Source organism: Mycobacterium stomatepiae, from assembly GCF_010731715.1.
GTDB lineage: Bacteria > Actinomycetota > Actinomycetes > Mycobacteriales > Mycobacteriaceae > Mycobacterium > Mycobacterium stomatepiae.
Genome location: NZ_AP022587.1, coordinates 2,818,982 through 2,837,389 on the forward strand (window position 1 = coordinate 2,818,982; position 18,408 = coordinate 2,837,389).

The 18,408-nt window shown below is 66.9% G+C and carries 22 protein-coding genes; 5 read left to right on the top strand and 17 right to left on the bottom strand.

All coding sequences use genetic code 11. The features are described 5' to 3' along the window. Positions 1–60 precede the first annotated feature (60 nt). Positions 61–852: a hypothetical protein gene (locus G6N54_RS13135; protein WP_163794713.1), complete on the bottom strand. Its 792-nt coding sequence runs from the start codon at positions 850–852 to the stop codon at positions 61–63. Between the two features lie 393 nt (positions 853–1,245). Here G6N54_RS13135 and G6N54_RS13140 point away from each other — a divergent pair, with 393 nt between their 5' ends. Next, entirely contained in the window at positions 1,246–1,554 is a 309-nt protein-coding gene (locus G6N54_RS13140) for a WhiB family transcriptional regulator (RefSeq protein WP_163790524.1), read from the top strand. Positions 1,555–1,759: 205 nt separating this feature from the next. Beyond that, complete coding sequence (locus G6N54_RS13145; RefSeq protein WP_163790525.1) at positions 1,760–2,749, top strand: LLM class flavin-dependent oxidoreductase; 990 nt, start codon at positions 1,760–1,762, stop codon at positions 2,747–2,749. Between the two features lie 3 nt (positions 2,750–2,752). Here G6N54_RS13145 and G6N54_RS13150 read toward each other — a convergent pair whose 3' ends face one another. After that, complete coding sequence (locus G6N54_RS13150; RefSeq protein ID WP_163790526.1) at positions 2,753–3,961, bottom strand: thiolase family protein; 1,209 nt, start codon at positions 3,959–3,961, stop codon at positions 2,753–2,755. Between the two features lie 11 nt (positions 3,962–3,972). Next, positions 3,973–4,371, bottom strand: a complete 399-nt coding sequence (locus G6N54_RS13155; protein WP_163794714.1) for a Zn-ribbon domain-containing OB-fold protein — start codon at positions 4,369–4,371, stop codon at positions 3,973–3,975. Positions 4,372–4,437: 66 nt separating this feature from the next. Between G6N54_RS13155 and G6N54_RS13160 the strand changes: the two genes are divergently transcribed. Continuing rightward, positions 4,438–4,872, top strand: a complete 435-nt coding sequence (locus tag G6N54_RS13160; RefSeq protein ID WP_163790527.1) for an OsmC family protein — start codon at positions 4,438–4,440, stop codon at positions 4,870–4,872. Here G6N54_RS13160 and G6N54_RS13165 read toward each other — a convergent pair. The 3 genes from G6N54_RS13165 to G6N54_RS13175 form a co-directional block, all read right to left on the bottom strand. After that, positions 4,861–5,352, bottom strand: coding sequence for a hypothetical protein (locus G6N54_RS13165; protein ID WP_163790528.1), 492 nt, complete (start codon positions 5,350–5,352; stop codon positions 4,861–4,863). The two genes, G6N54_RS13160 and G6N54_RS13165, sit on opposite strands and share 12 nt — an antisense overlap. Positions 5,353–5,571: 219 nt before the next feature. Continuing rightward, positions 5,572–6,120, bottom strand: coding sequence for an ester cyclase (locus tag G6N54_RS13170; RefSeq protein ID WP_163790529.1), 549 nt, complete (start codon positions 6,118–6,120; stop codon positions 5,572–5,574). A 96-nt stretch (positions 6,121–6,216) separates the two neighbouring features. After that, positions 6,217–7,425, bottom strand: coding sequence for an FAD-dependent oxidoreductase (locus G6N54_RS13175; RefSeq protein WP_163790530.1), 1,209 nt, complete (start codon positions 7,423–7,425; stop codon positions 6,217–6,219). A 78-nt stretch (positions 7,426–7,503) separates the two neighbouring features. On the opposite strand from G6N54_RS13175, the gene G6N54_RS13180 reads away from it, so the two are divergent. Further along, positions 7,504–8,304, top strand: coding sequence for a TetR family transcriptional regulator (locus G6N54_RS13180; protein WP_163790531.1), 801 nt, complete (start codon positions 7,504–7,506; stop codon positions 8,302–8,304). Here G6N54_RS13180 and G6N54_RS13185 read toward each other — a convergent pair. After that, entirely contained in the window at positions 8,301–8,909 is a 609-nt protein-coding gene (locus tag G6N54_RS13185) for a class I SAM-dependent methyltransferase (protein ID WP_163790532.1), read from the bottom strand. The genes G6N54_RS13180 and G6N54_RS13185 overlap by 4 nt on opposite strands. A gap of 27 nt (positions 8,910–8,936) precedes the next feature. Then, positions 8,937–9,854 (bottom strand): LLM class F420-dependent oxidoreductase, encoded by a 918-nt coding sequence (locus G6N54_RS13190; RefSeq protein ID WP_163790533.1) that lies wholly within the window; start codon positions 9,852–9,854, stop codon positions 8,937–8,939. 92 nt (positions 9,855–9,946) lie between these two features. Here G6N54_RS13190 and G6N54_RS13195 point away from each other — a divergent pair, with 92 nt between their 5' ends. Then, positions 9,947–10,348 (top strand): hydrogenase, encoded by a 402-nt coding sequence (locus G6N54_RS13195; protein WP_163790534.1) that lies wholly within the window; start codon positions 9,947–9,949, stop codon positions 10,346–10,348. A 1-nt stretch (position 10,349) separates the two neighbouring features. Here G6N54_RS13195 and G6N54_RS13200 read toward each other — a convergent pair whose 3' ends face one another. The 9 genes from G6N54_RS13200 to alr all read right to left on the bottom strand — a co-directional run bounded on the left by G6N54_RS13200 (position 10,350) and on the right by alr (position 18,407). Continuing rightward, positions 10,350–11,126, bottom strand: a complete 777-nt coding sequence (locus G6N54_RS13200; protein ID WP_232073692.1) for a hypothetical protein — start codon at positions 11,124–11,126, stop codon at positions 10,350–10,352. 120 nt (positions 11,127–11,246) lie between these two features. Then, positions 11,247–12,863 (bottom strand): chaperonin GroEL, encoded by a 1,617-nt coding sequence (groL, locus tag G6N54_RS13210; protein ID WP_163790535.1) that lies wholly within the window; start codon positions 12,861–12,863, stop codon positions 11,247–11,249. Positions 12,864–12,997: 134 nt separating this feature from the next. Next, entirely contained in the window at positions 12,998–13,300 is a 303-nt protein-coding gene (groES, locus tag G6N54_RS13215) for a co-chaperone GroES (protein WP_163790536.1), read from the bottom strand. Between the two features lie 239 nt (positions 13,301–13,539). Beyond that, complete coding sequence (gene tsaD, locus G6N54_RS13220) at positions 13,540–14,574, bottom strand: tRNA (adenosine(37)-N6)-threonylcarbamoyltransferase complex transferase subunit TsaD (protein ID WP_163790537.1); 1,035 nt, start codon at positions 14,572–14,574, stop codon at positions 13,540–13,542. Next, positions 14,571–15,041, bottom strand: a complete 471-nt coding sequence (gene rimI, locus G6N54_RS13225) for a ribosomal protein S18-alanine N-acetyltransferase (RefSeq protein ID WP_163790538.1) — start codon at positions 15,039–15,041, stop codon at positions 14,571–14,573. Before rimI ends, tsaD begins: the two co-directional genes overlap by 4 nt. Next, entirely contained in the window at positions 15,038–15,664 is a 627-nt protein-coding gene (gene tsaB / locus G6N54_RS13230; RefSeq protein WP_372513251.1) for a tRNA (adenosine(37)-N6)-threonylcarbamoyltransferase complex dimerization subunit type 1 TsaB, read from the bottom strand. The genes rimI and tsaB overlap by 4 nt, the downstream gene beginning before the upstream one ends. Further along, the gene (gene tsaE, locus G6N54_RS13235; RefSeq protein ID WP_163790540.1) at positions 15,661–16,134 is read right to left on the bottom strand and encodes a tRNA (adenosine(37)-N6)-threonylcarbamoyltransferase complex ATPase subunit type 1 TsaE; all 474 of its coding nucleotides are present in this window, start codon (positions 16,132–16,134) and stop codon (positions 15,661–15,663) included. The genes tsaB and tsaE overlap by 4 nt, the downstream gene beginning before the upstream one ends. Then, a complete protein-coding gene (locus G6N54_RS13240) occupies positions 16,127–17,179 on the bottom strand; it encodes an alpha/beta fold hydrolase (protein WP_179969235.1) in 1,053 nt (350 codons plus the stop codon). Before G6N54_RS13240 ends, tsaE begins: the two co-directional genes overlap by 8 nt. A 52-nt stretch (positions 17,180–17,231) precedes the next feature. Beyond that, positions 17,232–18,407, bottom strand: coding sequence for an alanine racemase (gene alr, locus G6N54_RS13245; protein ID WP_163790542.1), 1,176 nt, complete (start codon positions 18,405–18,407; stop codon positions 17,232–17,234). Position 18,408: the final 1 nt, after the last annotated feature.

Consider the following 18,408-nt stretch of genomic DNA (forward strand, 5'->3'; position numbering starts at 1 on the left):
TTACAAAGCGGACACATCGCGGGCTAACTCTCGCAATGACAATAACGGCCACAAGCCGATTCACCCGGAAGGCCAGGTTCCCCCGGCGCGCCGCACCTGGCCTGCGCAGGTATCCCTAATTTCGGCCAATTTCGGACCAGAAATCGTGACGCTTTGGATATCGAACAGCAAGCAGGCCGAGGCCCAACGAAGCGGTATCAGGCCCAGACGGCCGGTGGCGTCCAGCGCCGCCTCCGCGACGGAGCGGGCGCGGTCGATCTCGCCGGCGCTGCACAGCGCGGCGGCGAGCACCACGTCGCTCTTGACTCGGTGTCGCTCCGAAGGCCGTTCCATGGCCCGCGCGAGCTCGACGGCTTCCTCGGCATGACGGACCGCGATCGCGCCGTCGCCGCGGGCCATCGCCAACTCGGCGGCCACCCATCGCCGGCGCACCGGCAACCGGTCCGGCACCGCTCCCCTGACCGGACAGGCAGCCAACTCCGGGTCCGCACGTGCCAACAATGTCGCCGCGGCACCGAAACGGCCGACGCCCAATGCGTCGGCCGCGAGCCCGATCAGCGCGTCAGCACGGGCTTCGGAATCGGCGCCGGCCAGCGCGAGGGCACGACCGTCCCAGCCCCGGGCCCGCGCGTGCCAACCGAGTTGACGCAGAAACGAGCCCTGCGTGCTGTGGGCCAGCGAGACCAATCGGCCGGCCGGAACGCAGCGGCGCAACACCGCCAGGTCTCGGCAGGCACTGCCGTAACGGCCCTGCCCGCCGGCCGCGACGGCACGCAACCAGAGTTCGCTCGGCGTGCTCGCCGCCGGCAGCGGCCAACGGTCCGGCTGGTCGCCGAACGCGGCCTCGAGCAGCGTCGGCGCAATCTTCGAAGTGTGACGAGTTTCATCACGGTGATAGTAGTAAACAGTTCGTGCTGCTGGTGTTACTGAAATGTTAATCCCGATCAGCTGTGTAATAAATGGCTCCTGCTTGCTCTTGGCCTCTGAGCTGGGAAATCTCGGTTTGGTCAAGTCCCTGGTAGCACCGTTCTCCTACGCCAAATGCGTGGCGGATGAACGCGGAGTTAATTCTGTTCCAACGCGTATATACTTTGTCACACTAAGCGCCTATTGACGGAAATTCACCGCCGCCCCTAAATTCTAGCAATGACGGGTAGTCATCGGTGACGCCACCCTTAAATCAGTTGCACACTCACTTTGCGAACCCAACCCCCCGTGGGTGCGCCGTGCAGAAGGGAACTAGCCATGCCACAGCCGGAGCAGCTACCTGGGCCCAACGCAGACATTTGGAGCTGGCAGCTGCAAGGACTGTGCCGCGGCGTCGACTCCTCGATGTTCTTCCACCCGGACGGTGAGCGTGGCCGTGCCCGTATGCAGCGTGAGCAGCGCGCTAAGGAGATGTGCCGGCAGTGCCCGGTGATCCAGCAGTGCCGGCCGCACGCGCTGGATGTCGGTGAGCCATACGGGGTTTGGGGTGGCCTGTCTGAATCCGAGCGCGACATGCTGCTGAAGGGCGACATCGGCCGCAACCGCGGTATCCGGCGCTCGGCGTAACCAACGTCTTCGACGCGGCCCCCACCCTCGCGGCGGGGGCCGCGTCCGTTGGGAGACCCGACGCCGTGCGTCACAGCGATCACGACACTTAAATCCTGGCGACGACACGCCGCGCTGACGGCCGCAGCGGATTCAGTCTCGGTGAGGGCGTGGTGCAGTCGTGTGTTGTCACCGCGGCCCACCTTCACGTCATTAGAGTTCGAAGATGGACTTCTCGTGTGCATTCGCCACATCATCGGACACCCCGGCCCACGCGGAGCTGGCCGAAAATCTCGGTTACCGGCGGGCGTGGCTCTACGACTCTCCGGCTCTCTATCCCGACGTGTGGATGATTCTCACCCGTTGCGCGGAGCGCACGTCGCGCATCGGCCTCGGGCCTGGGGTGCTCGTCCCGAGCCTGCGCCATCCGATGGTCAATGCCGCGGCGATCGCCGAGCTGGTGAGCCAGGCGCCGGGGCGCGTCGCGGTGGCCATCGGTTCCGGTTTCACCGGGCGCAATGCGATGGGCCAGCGCGCGATGCCGTGGCGGCGGGTGGCCGAATACGTCCGGTGCCTGCGGGCACTTCTGGCCGGCGAGGCCGCGGAGTGGGAGGGGGCGAAGATCAAGATGCTGCAGCTGCCCGGTTTTGGGGCGAAGCGGCCGGTCGATGTGCCGATATTGATCGGCGCCGACGGGCCTAAAGGGTTGGCCGTAGCGGCCGAACTCGGCGACGGCGTGTTCTCGGCGGCCGTACCGCAGCCCGATGCCGCGAAAGCGTGGCGGGCGTTGCTGTGCTTCGGAACAGTGCTCGACGAAGCCGAGGACCTGACGTCGCCGCGCGTCGCCGATGCCGCCGGGCCCGGCGCGGTGGTGGTCTATCACGCGATGTACGAGCGCGGCGGCGCCGCCGCGGTCGACGCACTGCCGGGCGGGCAAGCCTGGCGGGAGAAGGTCGAGGCCCATCCCGAAGACGAGCGGCATTTCGCGATCCACGAAGGCCATCTGGTGAAAGCCAATCCCAGCGATGAGCCGCATGTTGCCGACGTGATCCCGTTCGCCGCGTCGATGGCGTTGACCGGAACTGCCGAGCAACTAACGGAGAAGGTTGCCGGGCTCGCCGCGCAGGGCGTCACCGAAATCGTCTACCAGCCAGCCGGATCCGACATCGAGCGGGAGCTCACGGTGTTCGCGACGGCCGCGGGCCTCGCGGTCTGAGGACTACGCCGTCGACTTCTCCAGGACGTGCACGCCGCAGGCGGAACCGAGTCCGATGACGTGAGCCAGGCCCACCTTCGCGTCGGCGATCTGGCGTTCTCCCGCCTCGCCGCGCAGGTGATGGCAGATCTCCCACACGTTGGCGATCCCGGTGGCGGCGATGGGATGGCCCTTGGACTCCAGCCCACCCGACACGTTCACCGGCGTCGAGCCGTCACGCCACGTCGCACCCGAGTTGAAGAAGTCGGCGGCGCCGCCCTCTTCGCACAGCATCAAATTGTCGTAGTGCACCAGCTCGGCGGTCGCGAAGCAGTCGTGCAATTCGACGAGATCGAGGTCGGCCGGGCCGATGCCCGCCTGCTCGTAGGCGATCGTCGCGGCCTTTCGGGTGAGCGTGTTCACATTCGGCAGCACCTGACAGCCTTCTTCGTACGGGTCCGTCGTCAGGACCGACGCCGACACCTTCACCGCGCGCCGGCGCTGCTCGAGCGACAGTGACTTCAGGGTCTCGCCACTGCACACGACGGCGGCCGCGGCGCCGTCGCAGTTCGCCGAGCACATCGGGCGGGTGTTCGGGTACGCGATCATCACGTCGTTCATGATCTGCTCGAGAGTGAACCGTTTCTGGTACGACGCAAGCGGATTCAGCGTGGAGTGGGCGTGGTTCTTCTCGCTGATCTTGGCGAACAACTCGAAGCTGGTGCCGCCGTACTTGTGGCCGTACTCGACCCCGATCTGAGCGAAGACGCCCGGCATCGTCTCGGTCCCGATCCGGCCGTCGATCCCCGCCACCGCGCCGTAGCGGCCGGCCGGCGTCCAGGTGTCGGCGTCCTTTGTCATGGAACCGCCCGCCAGCAGACCGGCACCCGCGAGCTTCTCGACACCGACCGCCAGGCCATAATCCACCTCGCCGGCCTTGACGGCCATGATGGCGGTGCGCAGCGCCGTGGCGCCGGTCGCGCAGGCATTGGCGACGTTGTACACAGGGATGCCGGTCTGGCCGATTTGTTTCTGAAGCTGTTGTCCGACACTGGCATTCGCGTTCATCAGGTTGCCCGCGGCGATCACGCCGATGTCCGCCATCGTGACGCCCCCATCCGACAGCGCGCCCATGGCAGCCTCGGCCGCCAGGTCGACGGTGTCGAGTTCGGGGTGCTTGCCGAACTTGGTCATCTGGATGCCGAGGATCCAGATCTCATCGCTTGCGCTCATCGTTTACTCCTTTACGCGACGGGCTCGAAGCCGAATCCGATTGCCTCGGTACCCGCCGAGTCGGTGCCGATCGGGTGGGTGGCCAGACGTACTTTCATGCCGTCGAAGACGTGCTCGGGATCGGGCTCGACGTTGATGAGGTTGGCGCGCACCTGAGTTCCGTCGCAATCGACCACCGCGGCCACGAACGGGGTCGGAATCCCGGGCGCCGCGAATGCCACGATGGTGAACGCGCGCACCGTGCCCTCGGTCGCGACCGCGACGGTGGTGAATTCGGTGGCAAAGCACTTGGCACAGGCGTTACGCCGGTCGAAGTACCTGGCACCGCAGTTGACGCATTCGTGCGCGACCAAATGCGGATGGTCGCCGTCGAGGACCAGATAATCGACGAGCGGGATCTGCCCGGCCATACGCACCTCCATCGTTGGTGTCCTCGACGTTATCGCTAGGCCGCCGACCCCGATAGCGTGGGCCGCATGACAACGACCGAGGGCACGGTGACCGTCGCGGAGACCGGCACCGGAACGTACACACAAGAGATCACCGCCGGACACCACCGGCTCGTTGCCGATGAGCCACCGCCGACCGGCGACGACGCCGGGCCCACGCCGTACGACCTGCTACTGGCCGCGCTGGGTTCGTGTACCTCGATGACGGTGCGGATGTACGCCAAACGCAAGGGCTGGCCGCTGGAGCATGTTCGAGTGACGTTGCGGCACTCGCGCATTCATGCGCAAGACTGCGCCGAGTGCGAAACCAAGAACGGATGGATCGATCACATCGATCGGGAGATCGAGTTGACCGGCGACCTCGACGAGGCGCAACGGGAGCGGTTGTTGCTCATCGCCGAGCGCTGCCCAGTGCATCAGACCCTGACCTCGCAAGTCCGGGTCGCCACGTCATTGCGGTGACGGCCGCGCTGATCCCACCACGACATATCCGAGGGACAGGACGAGCACGGCGAATTTGATCAGGGCGGCGGTCCGCGCGCGTCGAGAGTTCTCGGCGACGCGGGTTCCGTTGAGTACCTTCAGCAGCGAGACGCCCTCGATCGCGTCGCCGGCGACGGCAACACCCACGACGGCGGGTACGGCAGCGGGGTGGCCGAGCCGCCGACGGGCCCATTCCACGAGTTGAGCCGTGAGGATGCCGTAGGTCGTCATGTAGCCGAAGTCCAACCAGGTGGATATCCGCGCGGCACGCCGGCCGTCGCTGCCCCAGCGGGCCATGATGGCCTCGGCCCGAGAAGCGTTGCCGGCCAGCTCAAACGGAATGATGCCCGGACCTCCGGTGCGACGCATGCGCCGTTCCAGCACGAGCATCACCGCGCCGTAGGCAACGAACGCCAGCGCCGACGCGCCGAGCCGATGGGTTAGTGCGCGACTCGTCATCGAGGTCCACCTTCGTTTCGGCACCCGTTAAGCGGGCAATTCGGGCCTAGGAATAAGCGCGTATCCTGCGCCGTCGCGTCGCTGACTGCAACCATTGCACCGCATGCGCGAACCAGCACCCCGACCACCACCGCGTCGATGCTGACGCCGACCACGACGACTCGGCCGGGCCTTCCGCCCGGCACCTGATCGCGGTTTTGACGACCAGTCCGAGACCGGCTAGTCCCGGCTGATCTGCTGCAGCACGGCGCCCATCTCGGCGAGGTCCCAGACCTCAGCGAACTTGCCCTCTTCGACGCGGTACAGGGTGAACTCCGAGATGCTCACCCGGCGACCGGTCGGCTCGACGCCCTGGAAGACGCCGCGATGGGTGCCGGTGACGGTGAAGTGGACCGAGATGTATTCGTCGTCGACGACGAGGTGCCGCATGTCCCAATGCCAATCCGGAAAGGCCGAGACGATCGGCGCGAATTGCGCCGCGACGGCGGCGGGGTCCATCGCAGCGTCGTTGACCTTGATGGTCGGGGTATAAAACGCCGCCATGCCGTCGAAATCGTGCTCGTTACAGCACTTCAGATAGGCCAGGTACAGAGACCGGTAATCCTGCGGCAGACCGCCCATGCTCTCCTCCTCCCCGACCGCGGCGAGCGGCCCGAGTACTTCTCCGACCCTAGTGACAAGCCCGGTTGTGTAGCCGCGGGTCGGAAGGTTGACGATCACGCCGTCGAGGCCCACGTCGAGCACGCGGCGCTTGATCTCGTCGGCCACACCTGGTCCGGACTGCCGACGACCACCCGGCCACCGCGCGCCTCGCCGATGTCGCGCGGCGCATCCGCCAGCACGACGGTCAGCAATGTGCTGGTCTCAGGTCGCGTGGACGTCGGGAGTGCGGACGTGCTCGGGGCGGAAGCCGCGCCCGACAAAAATCGGCGGAATCGCTTGCAGCGGGCCCCATCCGATGATCTTCGGAATCTGGATCGGGGACAGGTCACCGCTCAGATTGGGCGCGACCGCTTTGTCCTGCACCAGCACCTGAGCCGCCTGGATGATCCGGGTGGGCAGCTCTCGACGGCGCTGCACCTTGGCCAGGTTGGCGTCGGTCACCCGGCCTTCGCGCAGCGGCTCGCACAGGATGTTGGCCGCGGCCACGGCGTCGGCGACCGCGAGATTGATGCCGACCCCACCGGCCGGTGACATCGCATGCGCGGCATCGCCGATACACAGCAGCCCAGTACGCCACCAGCTCTCAAGCCGGTCCACCCGCACGTCGAGCTCGCTGGTGTCGTCCCACGAGGTCAGACCGTCGACGTGCTCCCGCAGCCGAGGTTGCGCGGTGACGATCCGCTCCTTGAACTCCTCCAGCGATCCACCCCGAGGGCTGGCTCCCTTCGGCATCAGATAAGCGACCTGCCAGTAGTCGCCGCGATAGATCATCGCCATCATCAGGCCCTTGCGGACCACTCCGAACAGTTCCCGAGGGTCACCGGGACGCCATTTCAGCCGAAACCACAGCACGTCCATCGGAGAATGCGCGGCAGCGATCTGCAACCCCGCCGCCGTGCGCACCGCGGACTTGCGGCCGTCGGCTGCTACCACCAACTCGGCCCGGACCTCCAGATCCGGCGTGCGCACACCGACCACCCGATCGCCATCGAAGATCAGGTCGGTGACCTCCGCGTTCCTGATCAAGGTGAATTCCGGATAGGCAGAAGCCTTTTCAGCGAGGAAGTCGAGAAAATCCCACTGCGGCATCATGGCGATGTAGGGCTGCTTGAAGCCGAGCCATTTGAGCACCGTGAAGTTGCCCAGGGTGCGAATCGAGCCGCCGGTATCGAAGGCAAGACGGTCGATCTTGGTGTGCGGCAGCTTCAGGAACTCGTCGATGTATCCGAGCTCGTCCATGATCCGCAGGGTGGTCGGGTGCACGGTGTCGCCGCGGAAGTCGCGCAGGAAGTCGTTGTGTTTTTCCAAGACGACAACCCGAATTCCGGCGCGGGCGAGCAGCAGAGCGTGGACGAGGCCCGCGGGCCCGCCACCGGCGACACAGACCTGGGTCTGGACAACTTGTGTCATGGTGTGCTCCTGATGAAGTTTTGGAATACACTTGCAGGCTACATGGGGTAATGTATCACGTGCGCGGAGGAGCTGGTAATGGCCCGATCGGTATCGACGCCACAAGTGGTGGAGGCCGCCCTGCGCGCCGCAGAAAAACTGGGCAGAGACGTAGCCGACGTTCCCGTCGCGATGATCGCCGAAGAGGCCGGCATCTCACGCAGCACCCTGCTGCGGCGTTTCGACGGTTCACGCACCGCCCTGAACGACGCAGTTCGCGCCGCCGGCGTCGACCCCGGCGGCTTACCCCCGGTTCGCACCCGGGCGGTGGCTGCCGCGGCAGCATTGATCAGTGAATCCGGGCTTGCCGCAGCAACATTGGAAGCCGTCGCCGCTCGCGCAGAATGCTCGGTGTACAGCCTGCATGCGGTTTTCGGCGGGCGTGACGAGTTGATGCGAGCGGTGTTCGAACAGCACAGCCCAATCCTCGACATCGAGGACTACCTGGCGCACCCCAGCGATGACCTGCTCGAGATGGTGCGCGGCTTCTATCGGACGGTGGCGAACGCGCTGAGCCGCGAACCCCGGGTTGCCCCAGCCATTTTCGCCGAGGCCTTCGCTCGGCCCACCAGTCCCGCTGTGCAATCCCTGGCGGCCTACGGTCCGCCGCGGCTGCTCGCGGTGTTGGGCCGCTGGTTCGACGCCGAGATCCGTGCCGGACGTATTCGCGACCTACCCCTGCCCCTGCTGGCCCAACAACTGTTGGGCCCCATCATGATTCACATGCTTACCCGGCCGGTGCTGCCGAATGTGCCCAGGTGGTCGATGCCAGACGTCGACACGGTCTGTGACGTCTTCGCCGAGAACTTCGCGCGCGCCGTCACGACCTCGCGTCGCTAGCCGGCGTCGGCCCGCGCGCACAGCACGGCCCGCCGGCGCTCGCCGTCGTCGTCGACGATCGGGGCGGGGTCGGCCACGCCGCTGAACGGCAGCGCCGCCGCGACGTCGTCGGAGTAATGATGCGCTGCCACTTGCGTGTTCAGGGAGCAGTCGGCGACCAGCGTTGCGCCCGGCGTCAGAACCCGGCGCCATTCGGCGAAAGCCTTCTCGGGTTCGACCAGGGTCCAAATGAAGTGCCGGGCCGTCACGGCATCGAAACCGGCATCGGGGAAAGGCAACCGTTCGGTCACGCCCTCCACGAAGGTGATGGCCATCCCGCGCTCGACGGCCTTGGCGCGAGCGTGCGCCAGCATTGCCTGCGACGCATCGAGTCCGGTCACCTGGTGACCGAGCTCGGCCAGCAGCAGCGCGACGAAACCCGTACCGGTCGCGATGTCGAGCACCCGGGAGGAGGGAGGGATCGCGCCCAAGGCTCCCGTCCATAACTGACGTTCGGCCTCGGAGAAGATGCCGTGGGCATCCTTCTGGTCGTACCGGGCGCCCTCCTCTTCCCAGAAGGCGCGGATCGCGCTGCGCGCGGTTGTCGGGGAAGCTTTCGGCGACATGGGAATTCAGCCTAGTCCCCGAGAAGATTACGCGTCGACGCGCGGCCTAAGCACCTCGCCCACCTTGGTGATGACGCCGGGCGTGTAGCCGTGGGTCGGCAAGTTGACGATTACGCCGTCGAGGCCCACGTCGAGCACGCGGCGCTTGATCTCGTCGGCCACCTGGTCCGGACTGCCGACGACTACCCGGCCACCGCGCGCCTCGCCGATGTCGCGCGGCGCGTCCTCCAGCACGACGGTCAGCAATGTACTGGTCTCCAAAGTTGCCTGGTCCCGGTCGATTTCGGCACAACGTTGCCGGATCACGTCCAGCTTGTGGGGCAGTTCGTCGATATCGGCTATCACGTTGAGGTGGTCGGCGTAGCGGGCGGCCAATCGGAACGTCTTCTTCTCACCGCCACCACCGAGCATCACCGGAATGTGGTCTCGGTAGCGGGGCTCGTTGATCGCGCTCTCGGTGCGATACCACTTCCCGTCAAAGGTGGGCCGGTCCCCGTGCAACATGGGGACGATGATCTGCAGCGCCTCCTCGAGCTTTTCGAACCTTTCGGTGAAGGAGTCGAAGTCGAAGCCCAATTGCCGGTGCTCGAGCTCGAACCAGCCGGCTCCGATACCGAGGATGGCCCGTCCCGCACTGACGACGTCCAGCGTCGTGATCGTCTTGGCGAGCAGGGTCGGGTTGCGGTAGGTATTGCCGGTCACCAGCGTCGACAGCTGCACCCGCTCGGTCACCGAAGCCAAAGCTCCCAGCGCGGTATAGGCCTCCAGCATCGGTTCGTCGGGTTCACCCAATCCCGGCAACTGGTAGAAGTGGTCCATCAGCAAAACGGTGTCGAAACCGGCCGCCTCGGCTTCTTCGACCTGCGCCTTGACCGCGGGAAACAGTTCAGCGACGGACGTGCCATAGGAGAAGTTCGGGATCTGCAATCCAAGTCTGATAGCCATGTCCTCCTACAACCGAGCCGCCTCCTCATTGCATTCCGGCTTGGGCAGATCAATCTGCGGCGAAAGCGGACGGACGCTCATACTGTGCTGACATGCAGACGACGCTCTTCGCGCTCGGGCTGGTCCTGTTCCTGCTCGGCCTGCTCACCGGGTTCGCCATCCCGGCATTGAAGAACCCGCGCATGGCGCTGGCCAGCCACCTCGAGGCGGTCCTCAACGGCATGTTCCTGGTGGTGCTCGGCCTGTTATGGCCACACATCCACCTGCCCGACGCGCTGGGCGTCACCGCGGTCGCGCTGATCGTGTACGCCGCCTACGCCAACTGGGTGGCATCGCTGCTCGCAGCGGCCTGGGGGGCCGGGCGCAAACTCGCGCCGATCGCGACCGGCGACCATCGAGCCTCCGCGGTCAAAGAGCGGATCGTCAGTTTCTTGTTGGTGTCGCTGTCAGTCGCGATTGTGGCCGGCATCGGAATCGTGATCGCCGGGCTCTAGGTCACCGCTGCACGAATTCAGCGAGCTTGGCATCGACCGCCGCATGGTCCGGGTCCGCGTACACCTTCGGATCGCGATTGTTGACCCACACGAGGAACGGGCAGCCGACGGCGGGACCGTCCACCACCCCCAATTGTTCGATGTGCTTGCCGGTCCTCGCCTCGCGCAATTCGATGTCGTACTGCACGGCGTAGTAATCGACGGCAACGTGCTCGCCGGAGTCGGTCTTCAAGTCGCAGGTGCGTGACTTCACCTCGGTTCCGGACTTACGGGTAAGGCAGGCAACAACATTCACCGAATGGAAGTCGTTGGGACTCACCGAATAATCGGCACGGGAGTCTAGGGTTACTCCGGTCCAGTGCGTGTTGGTCATTTCGCGCATCGGGTTCGGCTCGTCGTACGGGGCGAACGCGACGACCTTGTACGGCTTCCCGTATGTGGCGGCGTTGCTGATCGACCCGCCATCGCACACCACATCGAAGTCCGTGGGGGAAGCGGCTTTCCTAGTTTCGCCCCGCCCGTCGCTGGCGATGTCCTTGATCACGAAAAACCCGACTACCGCCACCGGTACGAGAACGACGATCGCCGCGACCGCGAGCACGATTATCAGCACGCGATTGGCCTTGCGCGGCGCAGGAGGGGGTGGTGGATAAGGCGGGTACGGTCCCGGCGGCGGGTAGGGAGGCGGAGGATACGGTCCCGGCGGCGGGTACGGCGGGGGCCATCGCTGCGGGTACTGCGGTGGTTGCGGCGGCTGCCACTGCGGCGGATAGCTCATGCTCGTGCCCCCCACGTCATGGTGCGGCAGCTTAGCAATCGACACGGTCCGCAAGAAGTTCGCCGGGCTCTGACGAAAACACCCCCGGCCGAATGACCGGGGGTGTTTCGTACCGCTCGGTTAGTGGTGATGGTGCCCGTGGCCGTGGTCGTCCGCCTCTTCGGCGGGCTTCTCGACGACCGCCGTCTCGGTGGTCAGCACCATGCGGGCAACCGACGCCGCGTTCAGCACCGCCGACCGGGTGACCTTCACCGGGTCGATGACACCCTGCTGGATCAGGTCGCCGTACTCCAGCGTCGCGGCGTTCAGGCCCTGCCCCGCGGGCAGCTCTCGGACCTTGCTGATCGCGACCGCACCATCGAGCCCGGCGTTGGAAGCGATCCAGTACAGCGGCGCGGTGAGAGCGTCGGCGAACACGTTGACGCCCGTGGCCTCGTCGCCTTGCAGCGACTTACCCAGCTTCTCCAACACCTTGCCGGCCTGGATGAGCGCCGATCCGCCGCCCGCGACGATGCCCTCCTCGACGGCGGCCTTGGCTGCCGCGACGGCGTCCTCGACGCTCTCCTTGCGCTCCTTGAGCGCGGTCTCGGTGGCAGCGCCCACCTTGATCACGGCCACGCCGCCGGCCAGCTTGGCCACCCGCTCCTGGAGTTTTTCGCGATCCCATTCCGAATCGCTGTTCTCGATCTCGGCGCGCAGCTGCTTGACGCGCTTTTCCACCGCGTCTTTCGCGCCGCCGCCCTCGACGATGATGGTGTCGTCCTTGCTGACCACCACGCGCCGGGCCGAGCCCAGCACATCGGTACCCACCTCGCGCAGCACCAGACCGGCATCGGGGTTGACCACCTGGCCACCCGTCACGATCGCCAGATCCTCGAGGAAGGCCTTGCGCCGGTCGCCGAAGAACGGCGACTTGACCGCAACCGCCTTGAGCGTCTTGCGGATGGAGTTCACCACCAGCGTCGCCAATGCTTCACCCTCGATGTCCTCGGCGATGATCAGCAGCGGCTTGCCCGATTCGGCTACTTTTTCGAGCATCGGTAGCAGGTCGGGCAGCGAGCTGATCTTCTCCTGGTGCAGCAGGATCAGCGGGTCGTCGAGCACGGCTTCTTGCGAGTCGAAGTCGGTCACGAAGTACGCCGACAGGAAACCCTTGTCGAAGCCGACGCCCTCGGTGAATTCCAGCTCGGTGTTCAGCGTCGACGATTCTTCGACGCTGACGACGCCGTCGGTGCCGACCTTGCTCATCGCCTCGCCGACCAACTCACCGACCTGCTCGTCGCGCGAGGAGACGGTCGCCACCTGGGCGATGCCGTCCTTGCCGGACACCGGGGTGGCCGCGGCCAGCAGCGCCTCGGACACCGCGTCGGCGGCCTTGCTGATTCCGGCACCCAGCGAGATCGGGTTGGCACCGGCGGCCACCTGTCGCAGGCCGGCCTTGATCAGCGCTTGGGCCAGCACGGTCGCCGTGGTGGTGCCGTCTCCGGCGACGTCGTTGGTCTTGGTGGCCACCGACTTCACCAGCTGGGCACCCAGGTTCTCGAATGGGTCTTCCAGGTCGATCTCGCGTGCGACGGTGACGCCGTCGTTGGTGATCGTCGGTCCGCCGAACGCCTTGGCCAGCACCACGTGCCGACCGCGCGGGCCCAGCGTGACGCGCACCGCGTCGGCGAGCTTGTTCACGCCCGCTTCGATGCCGCGACGCGCGGTTTCGTCGTACTCAATAAGCTTGCTCATCAGGCTCCTTCCACCCGGCGACGATGCACGCCGACGGCGTGCTGAGGAGCCGGGCAATTCAGCTCCAGTACGCGTGCCGCCCCGGAAATCACCCGTGCTTGCGCGCGGGGATCGCCGGGGCGGAACACGGTTGTTTACTTGGAAACGACAGCCAGCACGTCGCGTGCCGACAGGATCAGGTATTCCTCGCCGCCGTACTTGATTTCGGTGCCGCCGTACTTGCTGTAGATGACGGTGTCACCCTCGGAGACGTCCAGCGGGATCCGCTTGTCGCCATCCTCGTCCCACCGGCCGGGGCCGACTGCGACGACGGTGCCTTCTTGCGGCTTCTCCTTGGCGGTGTCAGGAATGACCAGACCGGAAGCGGTCGTGGTCTCGGCCTCGTTGGCCTGCACGAGAATCTTGTCCTCGAGTGGCTTGATATTCACCTTCGCCACGATTGGAGCCCTCCACTATTTGGATCGGGTCCGGGACGCTCGCCCGGACTGGAGTTGGCGGTCGGTCCAGGCTTGCCCGAACCGACCATTACCAGATGATTCGGCATTCGACCGTGCCCTTGGGTCGTCGTCGCGGGTGCCGACACAGGGGATCGTCCGATTGCCACCTAGCACTCTATACACGAGAGTGCTAGCGCTCAAGGCCGCCCTGGTGCTTCGCGCGGATTTCCGCTCTGAGCTCAGCCCACCTGGCCTTTTACCACCGGCAGCCCAGGATCGCTGGGAACGTCGAGCGGCGACGGCGCCGCACCCGACGCAACCAGGTGCGCGGCGAAGGACGCGATCATCGCGCCGTTATCGGTGCAGAGCCGTGGCCTGGGGATACGCAGCATCAGGCCCGCCTCGGCGCAGCGCTGGGTGGCCAGCTCCCGCAGTCGCGAGTTGGCGGCCACTCCCCCGGCGATCAGCAGCGTCTTCACGCCGAGCCCGGTGGCCGCCCGCACCGCCTTCATCGTCAGCACGTCGGCGACGCCCTCCTGGAAGCCGGCGGCGATGTCGGCGGTGGCGGCGTCGGGGTGGCTCTCCACGTAGCGCGCGACGGCGGTCTTGAGTCCGGAGAAGCTGAACGTGTGCGGGTCGTCTCGCGGGCCGGTCATGCCCCGGGGAAAGACGATCGCGTCCCGGTCGCCGGTGCGGGCCAGCTCGTCGAGCACCCGGCCGCCCGGATAGCCGAGGCCGAGCAGGCGCGCCACCTTGTCGTAGGCCTCGCCGGCGGCATCGTCGACGGTGCTGCCCAGCTCCAGGATCGGCTCACCGAGCGAACGAACATGCAGCAGATGCGTGTGCCCGCCGGACACCAGCAGCGCCACGCACTCGGGCAGCGGCCCGTGTTCGTACACGTCGGCGGCCAGGTGCCCGCCCAGATGGTTCACGGCGTAGAACGGCACTCCCCACGCGGCCGAATACGCTTTGGCCGCAGCGATTCCCACCAGCAGGGCGCCGGCCAGTCCGGGCCCGATCGTGGCCGCGACGATGTCCGGCTTTGTGATGCCGGCGACGTCCAGCGCGCGGCGCATGGCGGGACCGAGCGCCTCCAGGTGTGCGCGGGAGGCGATTTCGGGGACCACGCCGCCGAACCGGACGTGCTCGTCGACGCTGGACGCCACCTCGTCGGCGAGCAGGGTGACGGTGGCCCCAGGACCGGAGCCGTCGAGTCGTGCGATGCCGACTCCTGTTTCGTCACAAGAGGTTTCGATGGCCAATATGCTTGTCATCCCACGGCCTCCCGCCGCATGGTGTACGCGTCCGCGCCGCTGACCCGGTAGTAGCGCTTACGCAGGCCGATCTGCTCGAAACCCACGCTGCGGTAGAGCGCGATGGCCGCCTCGTTGTCGGTGCGGACCTCCAGATAGACCACACCCCCGTCGGCGAACTCCAGCAGCTCGCCGAGCAGCCGGCGACCGATGCCCCTGCCCTGGTATTCCGGGTCGACGCCGATGGTGTGCACCTCGTATTCGAACGGCGGGGTGCGGCCCAACCGGGAAATGCCCGCGTAGCCGACGAGGATGCTCGCGGTGCGCGCGCCCACGTAATGATTGTGGGCACTGGCCAATTCGCGGTTGAACGCCGCCGCGGGCCAGGGGTCGTCGCCGTCGAACAACTGCGCTTCCAACTCCGCGCACCGTTGCGCGTCGGCGCGGGTCAAGCCGCCGATCGTCACGGGCTCGCTGTAGGCGGTCATTGACGGGTCGCCAAGGGCTTGGCATCGGGCCGGCGCAGATACAACGCCACCAGCGGGGTGGGACTGGACCAGTCCGACACCGCGGCCACCAGGCCGGCCGGTGTCGGATGGACGGGCTCGCGGATCGGCAGGCCGAACAGCGCCGCGTGTTCGGGCGAGCCGGCGACCGCTTGGGCCGCGCCGGGGTCGACGTCGGCCGGGGCGTTGACCACCGGGCCGTCGGTGCGGACCCCGTCGCGGTAGCGCGCCCAGTAGACCTCGCGACGGCGGGCGTCGGTGACTACCAGGGTGTCGCCGGTGGTCAGCGCTCCGATGGCGTCCAGGCTGCACACACCGTGCACCGGGACGCCCAGCGCGTGCCCATACGCGGCGGCCGTGGCCATCCCGGCCCGCAGACCCGTGAACGGGCCCGGACCGCAGCCGACCACGACGGCGTCGAGGTCGGCCATCGTCAGGCCGGCGTCGGCCAGCGCGGCGAGCACGTTTGGGGTGAGCCGTTCGGCGTGGGCACGGGCGTCGACGGTGACCTGCTGAGCCAGGACCGTGCATTCGGTGCCGTCGCGGCGGACCACGCCGGCGGTGACGGCCGGGGTAGCGGTGTCCAGGGCCAGGATCAGATTCACGAGCGGCCCCATTCCCAGGTCGCGATCCGCACGTCGGAGTGGGTGACCCGCTCCAGCCGGATGTCGAGATGACGTTCGGAGAGCCGTTCGGCGAGGCCCTCGCCCCACTCCACCACGACGACCGCGTCCTCGAGATCGGTGTCCAGATCCAGGGAGTCGAGTTCGCCCAGCAGGTCCGCGCCCTGGTGATCCAACAGCCGATAGACGTCGACGTGGATCATCGCCGGAGCGCCGGGCCGGCGCGGCGGGTGCACCCGGGCCAACACGTACGTCGGCGATGTGACCGGGCCGTCGACGTCCATCGCCGCGGCAATTCCCTTGGCCAGCACCGTCTTTCCCGCTCCGAGTGGGCCGGAGAGCACCACGACGTCGCCGGCGCGCAGCTGCTGTCCGAGCTGCGATCCGAGTGCGATCGTGTCCTCGACGCGCTCACAGGTCGCCGTGCCCGATCCCAGTCTCAGCTCAGCCACGGCGCCGCAACCGTGCTCGGGTTCGCCGGTACCACAAGGCCATTCTGCCCGGAACGGCTCGATTGACCAGCCGGACCAGCCCGTCGTTAATGGCCTCGGGTTTGTCCAGCAGGGCAAGGTGACTGGCCCCGCCGACGATGACCAGCTCCGATCGCGGCAGCGAGGCCGCCATCTTCCTCGAATACTCGTCGGGCGTAATCAGATCGTGGTCCCCGCAAGCGATCAGGGTGGGGATCCTCAGCAGCGTCCACAGGCCGGCGGTTTCGTCGTGGGTTTCCAGCGCGCGCAGGAACCCCACCAACGTGGGGATCGGGGTGCCGTTCATCATGCGCTGGGAGAACGCGTCCAGGCTGCGGCTGACATGCAGATCGCTGTAGGACGCGGCCCGCAAGATCGGACCTATCAGCGATCGGGATACATTGCGGCCGCGGTGCATCAGTTTCGGCGCCGACCGGGCGGTGAACCGAAGGGCTTCCACCGCAGGGTTTTTCAGTATCTCACCCAGCGGAGAACGGGTAACCCCTTCGGCCGCAGAGGAAATCAGTGCCGCACCGACGATGCGGCCGCCATACTGCTCCGGGTACTGGCGGGCGTGCGACAACACCGTCATGCCGCCCATCGAGTGGCCGACCAACACGATCGCCCCGCGGGGTGCGACCGCGGTCAGGACGCTTTGCAGGTCCTGACCCAGCTGGGTCAGCGTGTAGGTCTCGGGCGAAGCCGCACCGGACCGACCATGCCCGCGCTGGTCGTAGAACACCATGCGCACCCGCGGTCCCCACTTCTCGGCGAGCCGCTTGCGCTGGAAGTAGAAGGAGCCCATGCGCAGACAGAACCCGTGCACGAAGACCATCGTCAGCGGGGCGTCCAGCGGGCCGACTTCACGCACCGCCAACGGCACGCCGTCCTGCGTGGTCACCACGTAATTGCGGTCGCTGTTGAGCCGCTCGAAATCCTCGTCGGCATAAGGGTCGCCGGTGAGCGTCACGCGTTGCGTCATCGACCGGCACACCGAAGCGCCGACGATGGTGGCGACCGCAGTCAGCCCCGCCCCTCCCGCAAGCCAAGCCTTTTCCCGCTGGCGCTTGCGAGTTGTTTCATCGTTCAACGGTTTCGGCCTCGCGGTAGGTCCTGGCGATGCGCCCCCGTGGGCTGGTGACCACTTCGTAGTGGATGGTGCCGAGCAGGTCGGCCCAATCCTGTGCGGTGGGTTCGCCGTTGGTGCCGGAGCCGAACACGATCGCCTCGTCGCCCTCGGCGACGTCGACGGGCCCGGGACCGAGATCGACGAGGAATTGGTCCATGCAGATCCGCCCGACGCCGCGGCGCCGTCTACCGTTGATCAGCACGTCCAGTCGCCCGCCCAGCGAACGGAAGACGCCGTCGGCGTAGCCGATCGGCAGCAAGGCCACGGTCGTGTCCTGTTTAGCGATCCAGGTGTGTGCGTACGACACACCCTCACCGGCGCGCACCGACTTCACCAGCGCGACAGCACATTTCACCGTCATGGCCGGTATCAGACCCAGATCGCCGAGTTTCGGAACGGGACTCAGGCCGTAGACCGCGATCCCCGGCCGCACCATGTCGAAGGCGAGGTCGGGACGAGAAATCGTGGCCGACGAATTCGACAGGTGGGCAATCTCGAACCGCACACCCTGGTCACGCGCCTCGGCCAGCAACTGGCTGAACCTGCTGCCCTGAATGTCGTTGATGGAGTTATTCGGCTGGTCGGCGAAAACCATGTGCGACATCAGCCCCCGCAACCGGATGGCATCGTCGGCGACGGCCTGGCGCAGCGCGGCCAGCATCGACGCGTAGTCACCCGGGGCCACGCCGTTGCGATTCAGCCCGGTGTCGACCTTGACGCTCACGGTCGCCGTCTGACCGGTCCGGCGCACCGCGTCGAGCAGCTCGTCGAGTTGACGCACCGAGGACACGGCGATCTCCACGTTGGCCATCACCGCCGGCCCGAAGTCGATGCCGGGCGGGTGCAGCCAGGCCAGCACCGGCGCGGTGATGCCGTCGGCGCGCAGCGCCAGGGCCTCATCGACGGTGGCCACCCCCAGCTCGGCCGCACCGGCGGCCAGCGCGGTATGGGCCACACGAATGGCGCCGTGGCCGTAACCGTCGGCCTTGACGACGGCCATCACCTGCGCGGAGCCGGCGTGCTCGCGCAGCATCCGCACGTTGTGCGCAATCGCACCCAGGTCCACCACGGCCTCGGCGAGGGTCCCCGGTGTCAGGGATATCGGTGTAACGGCTCGCCCGTTCATG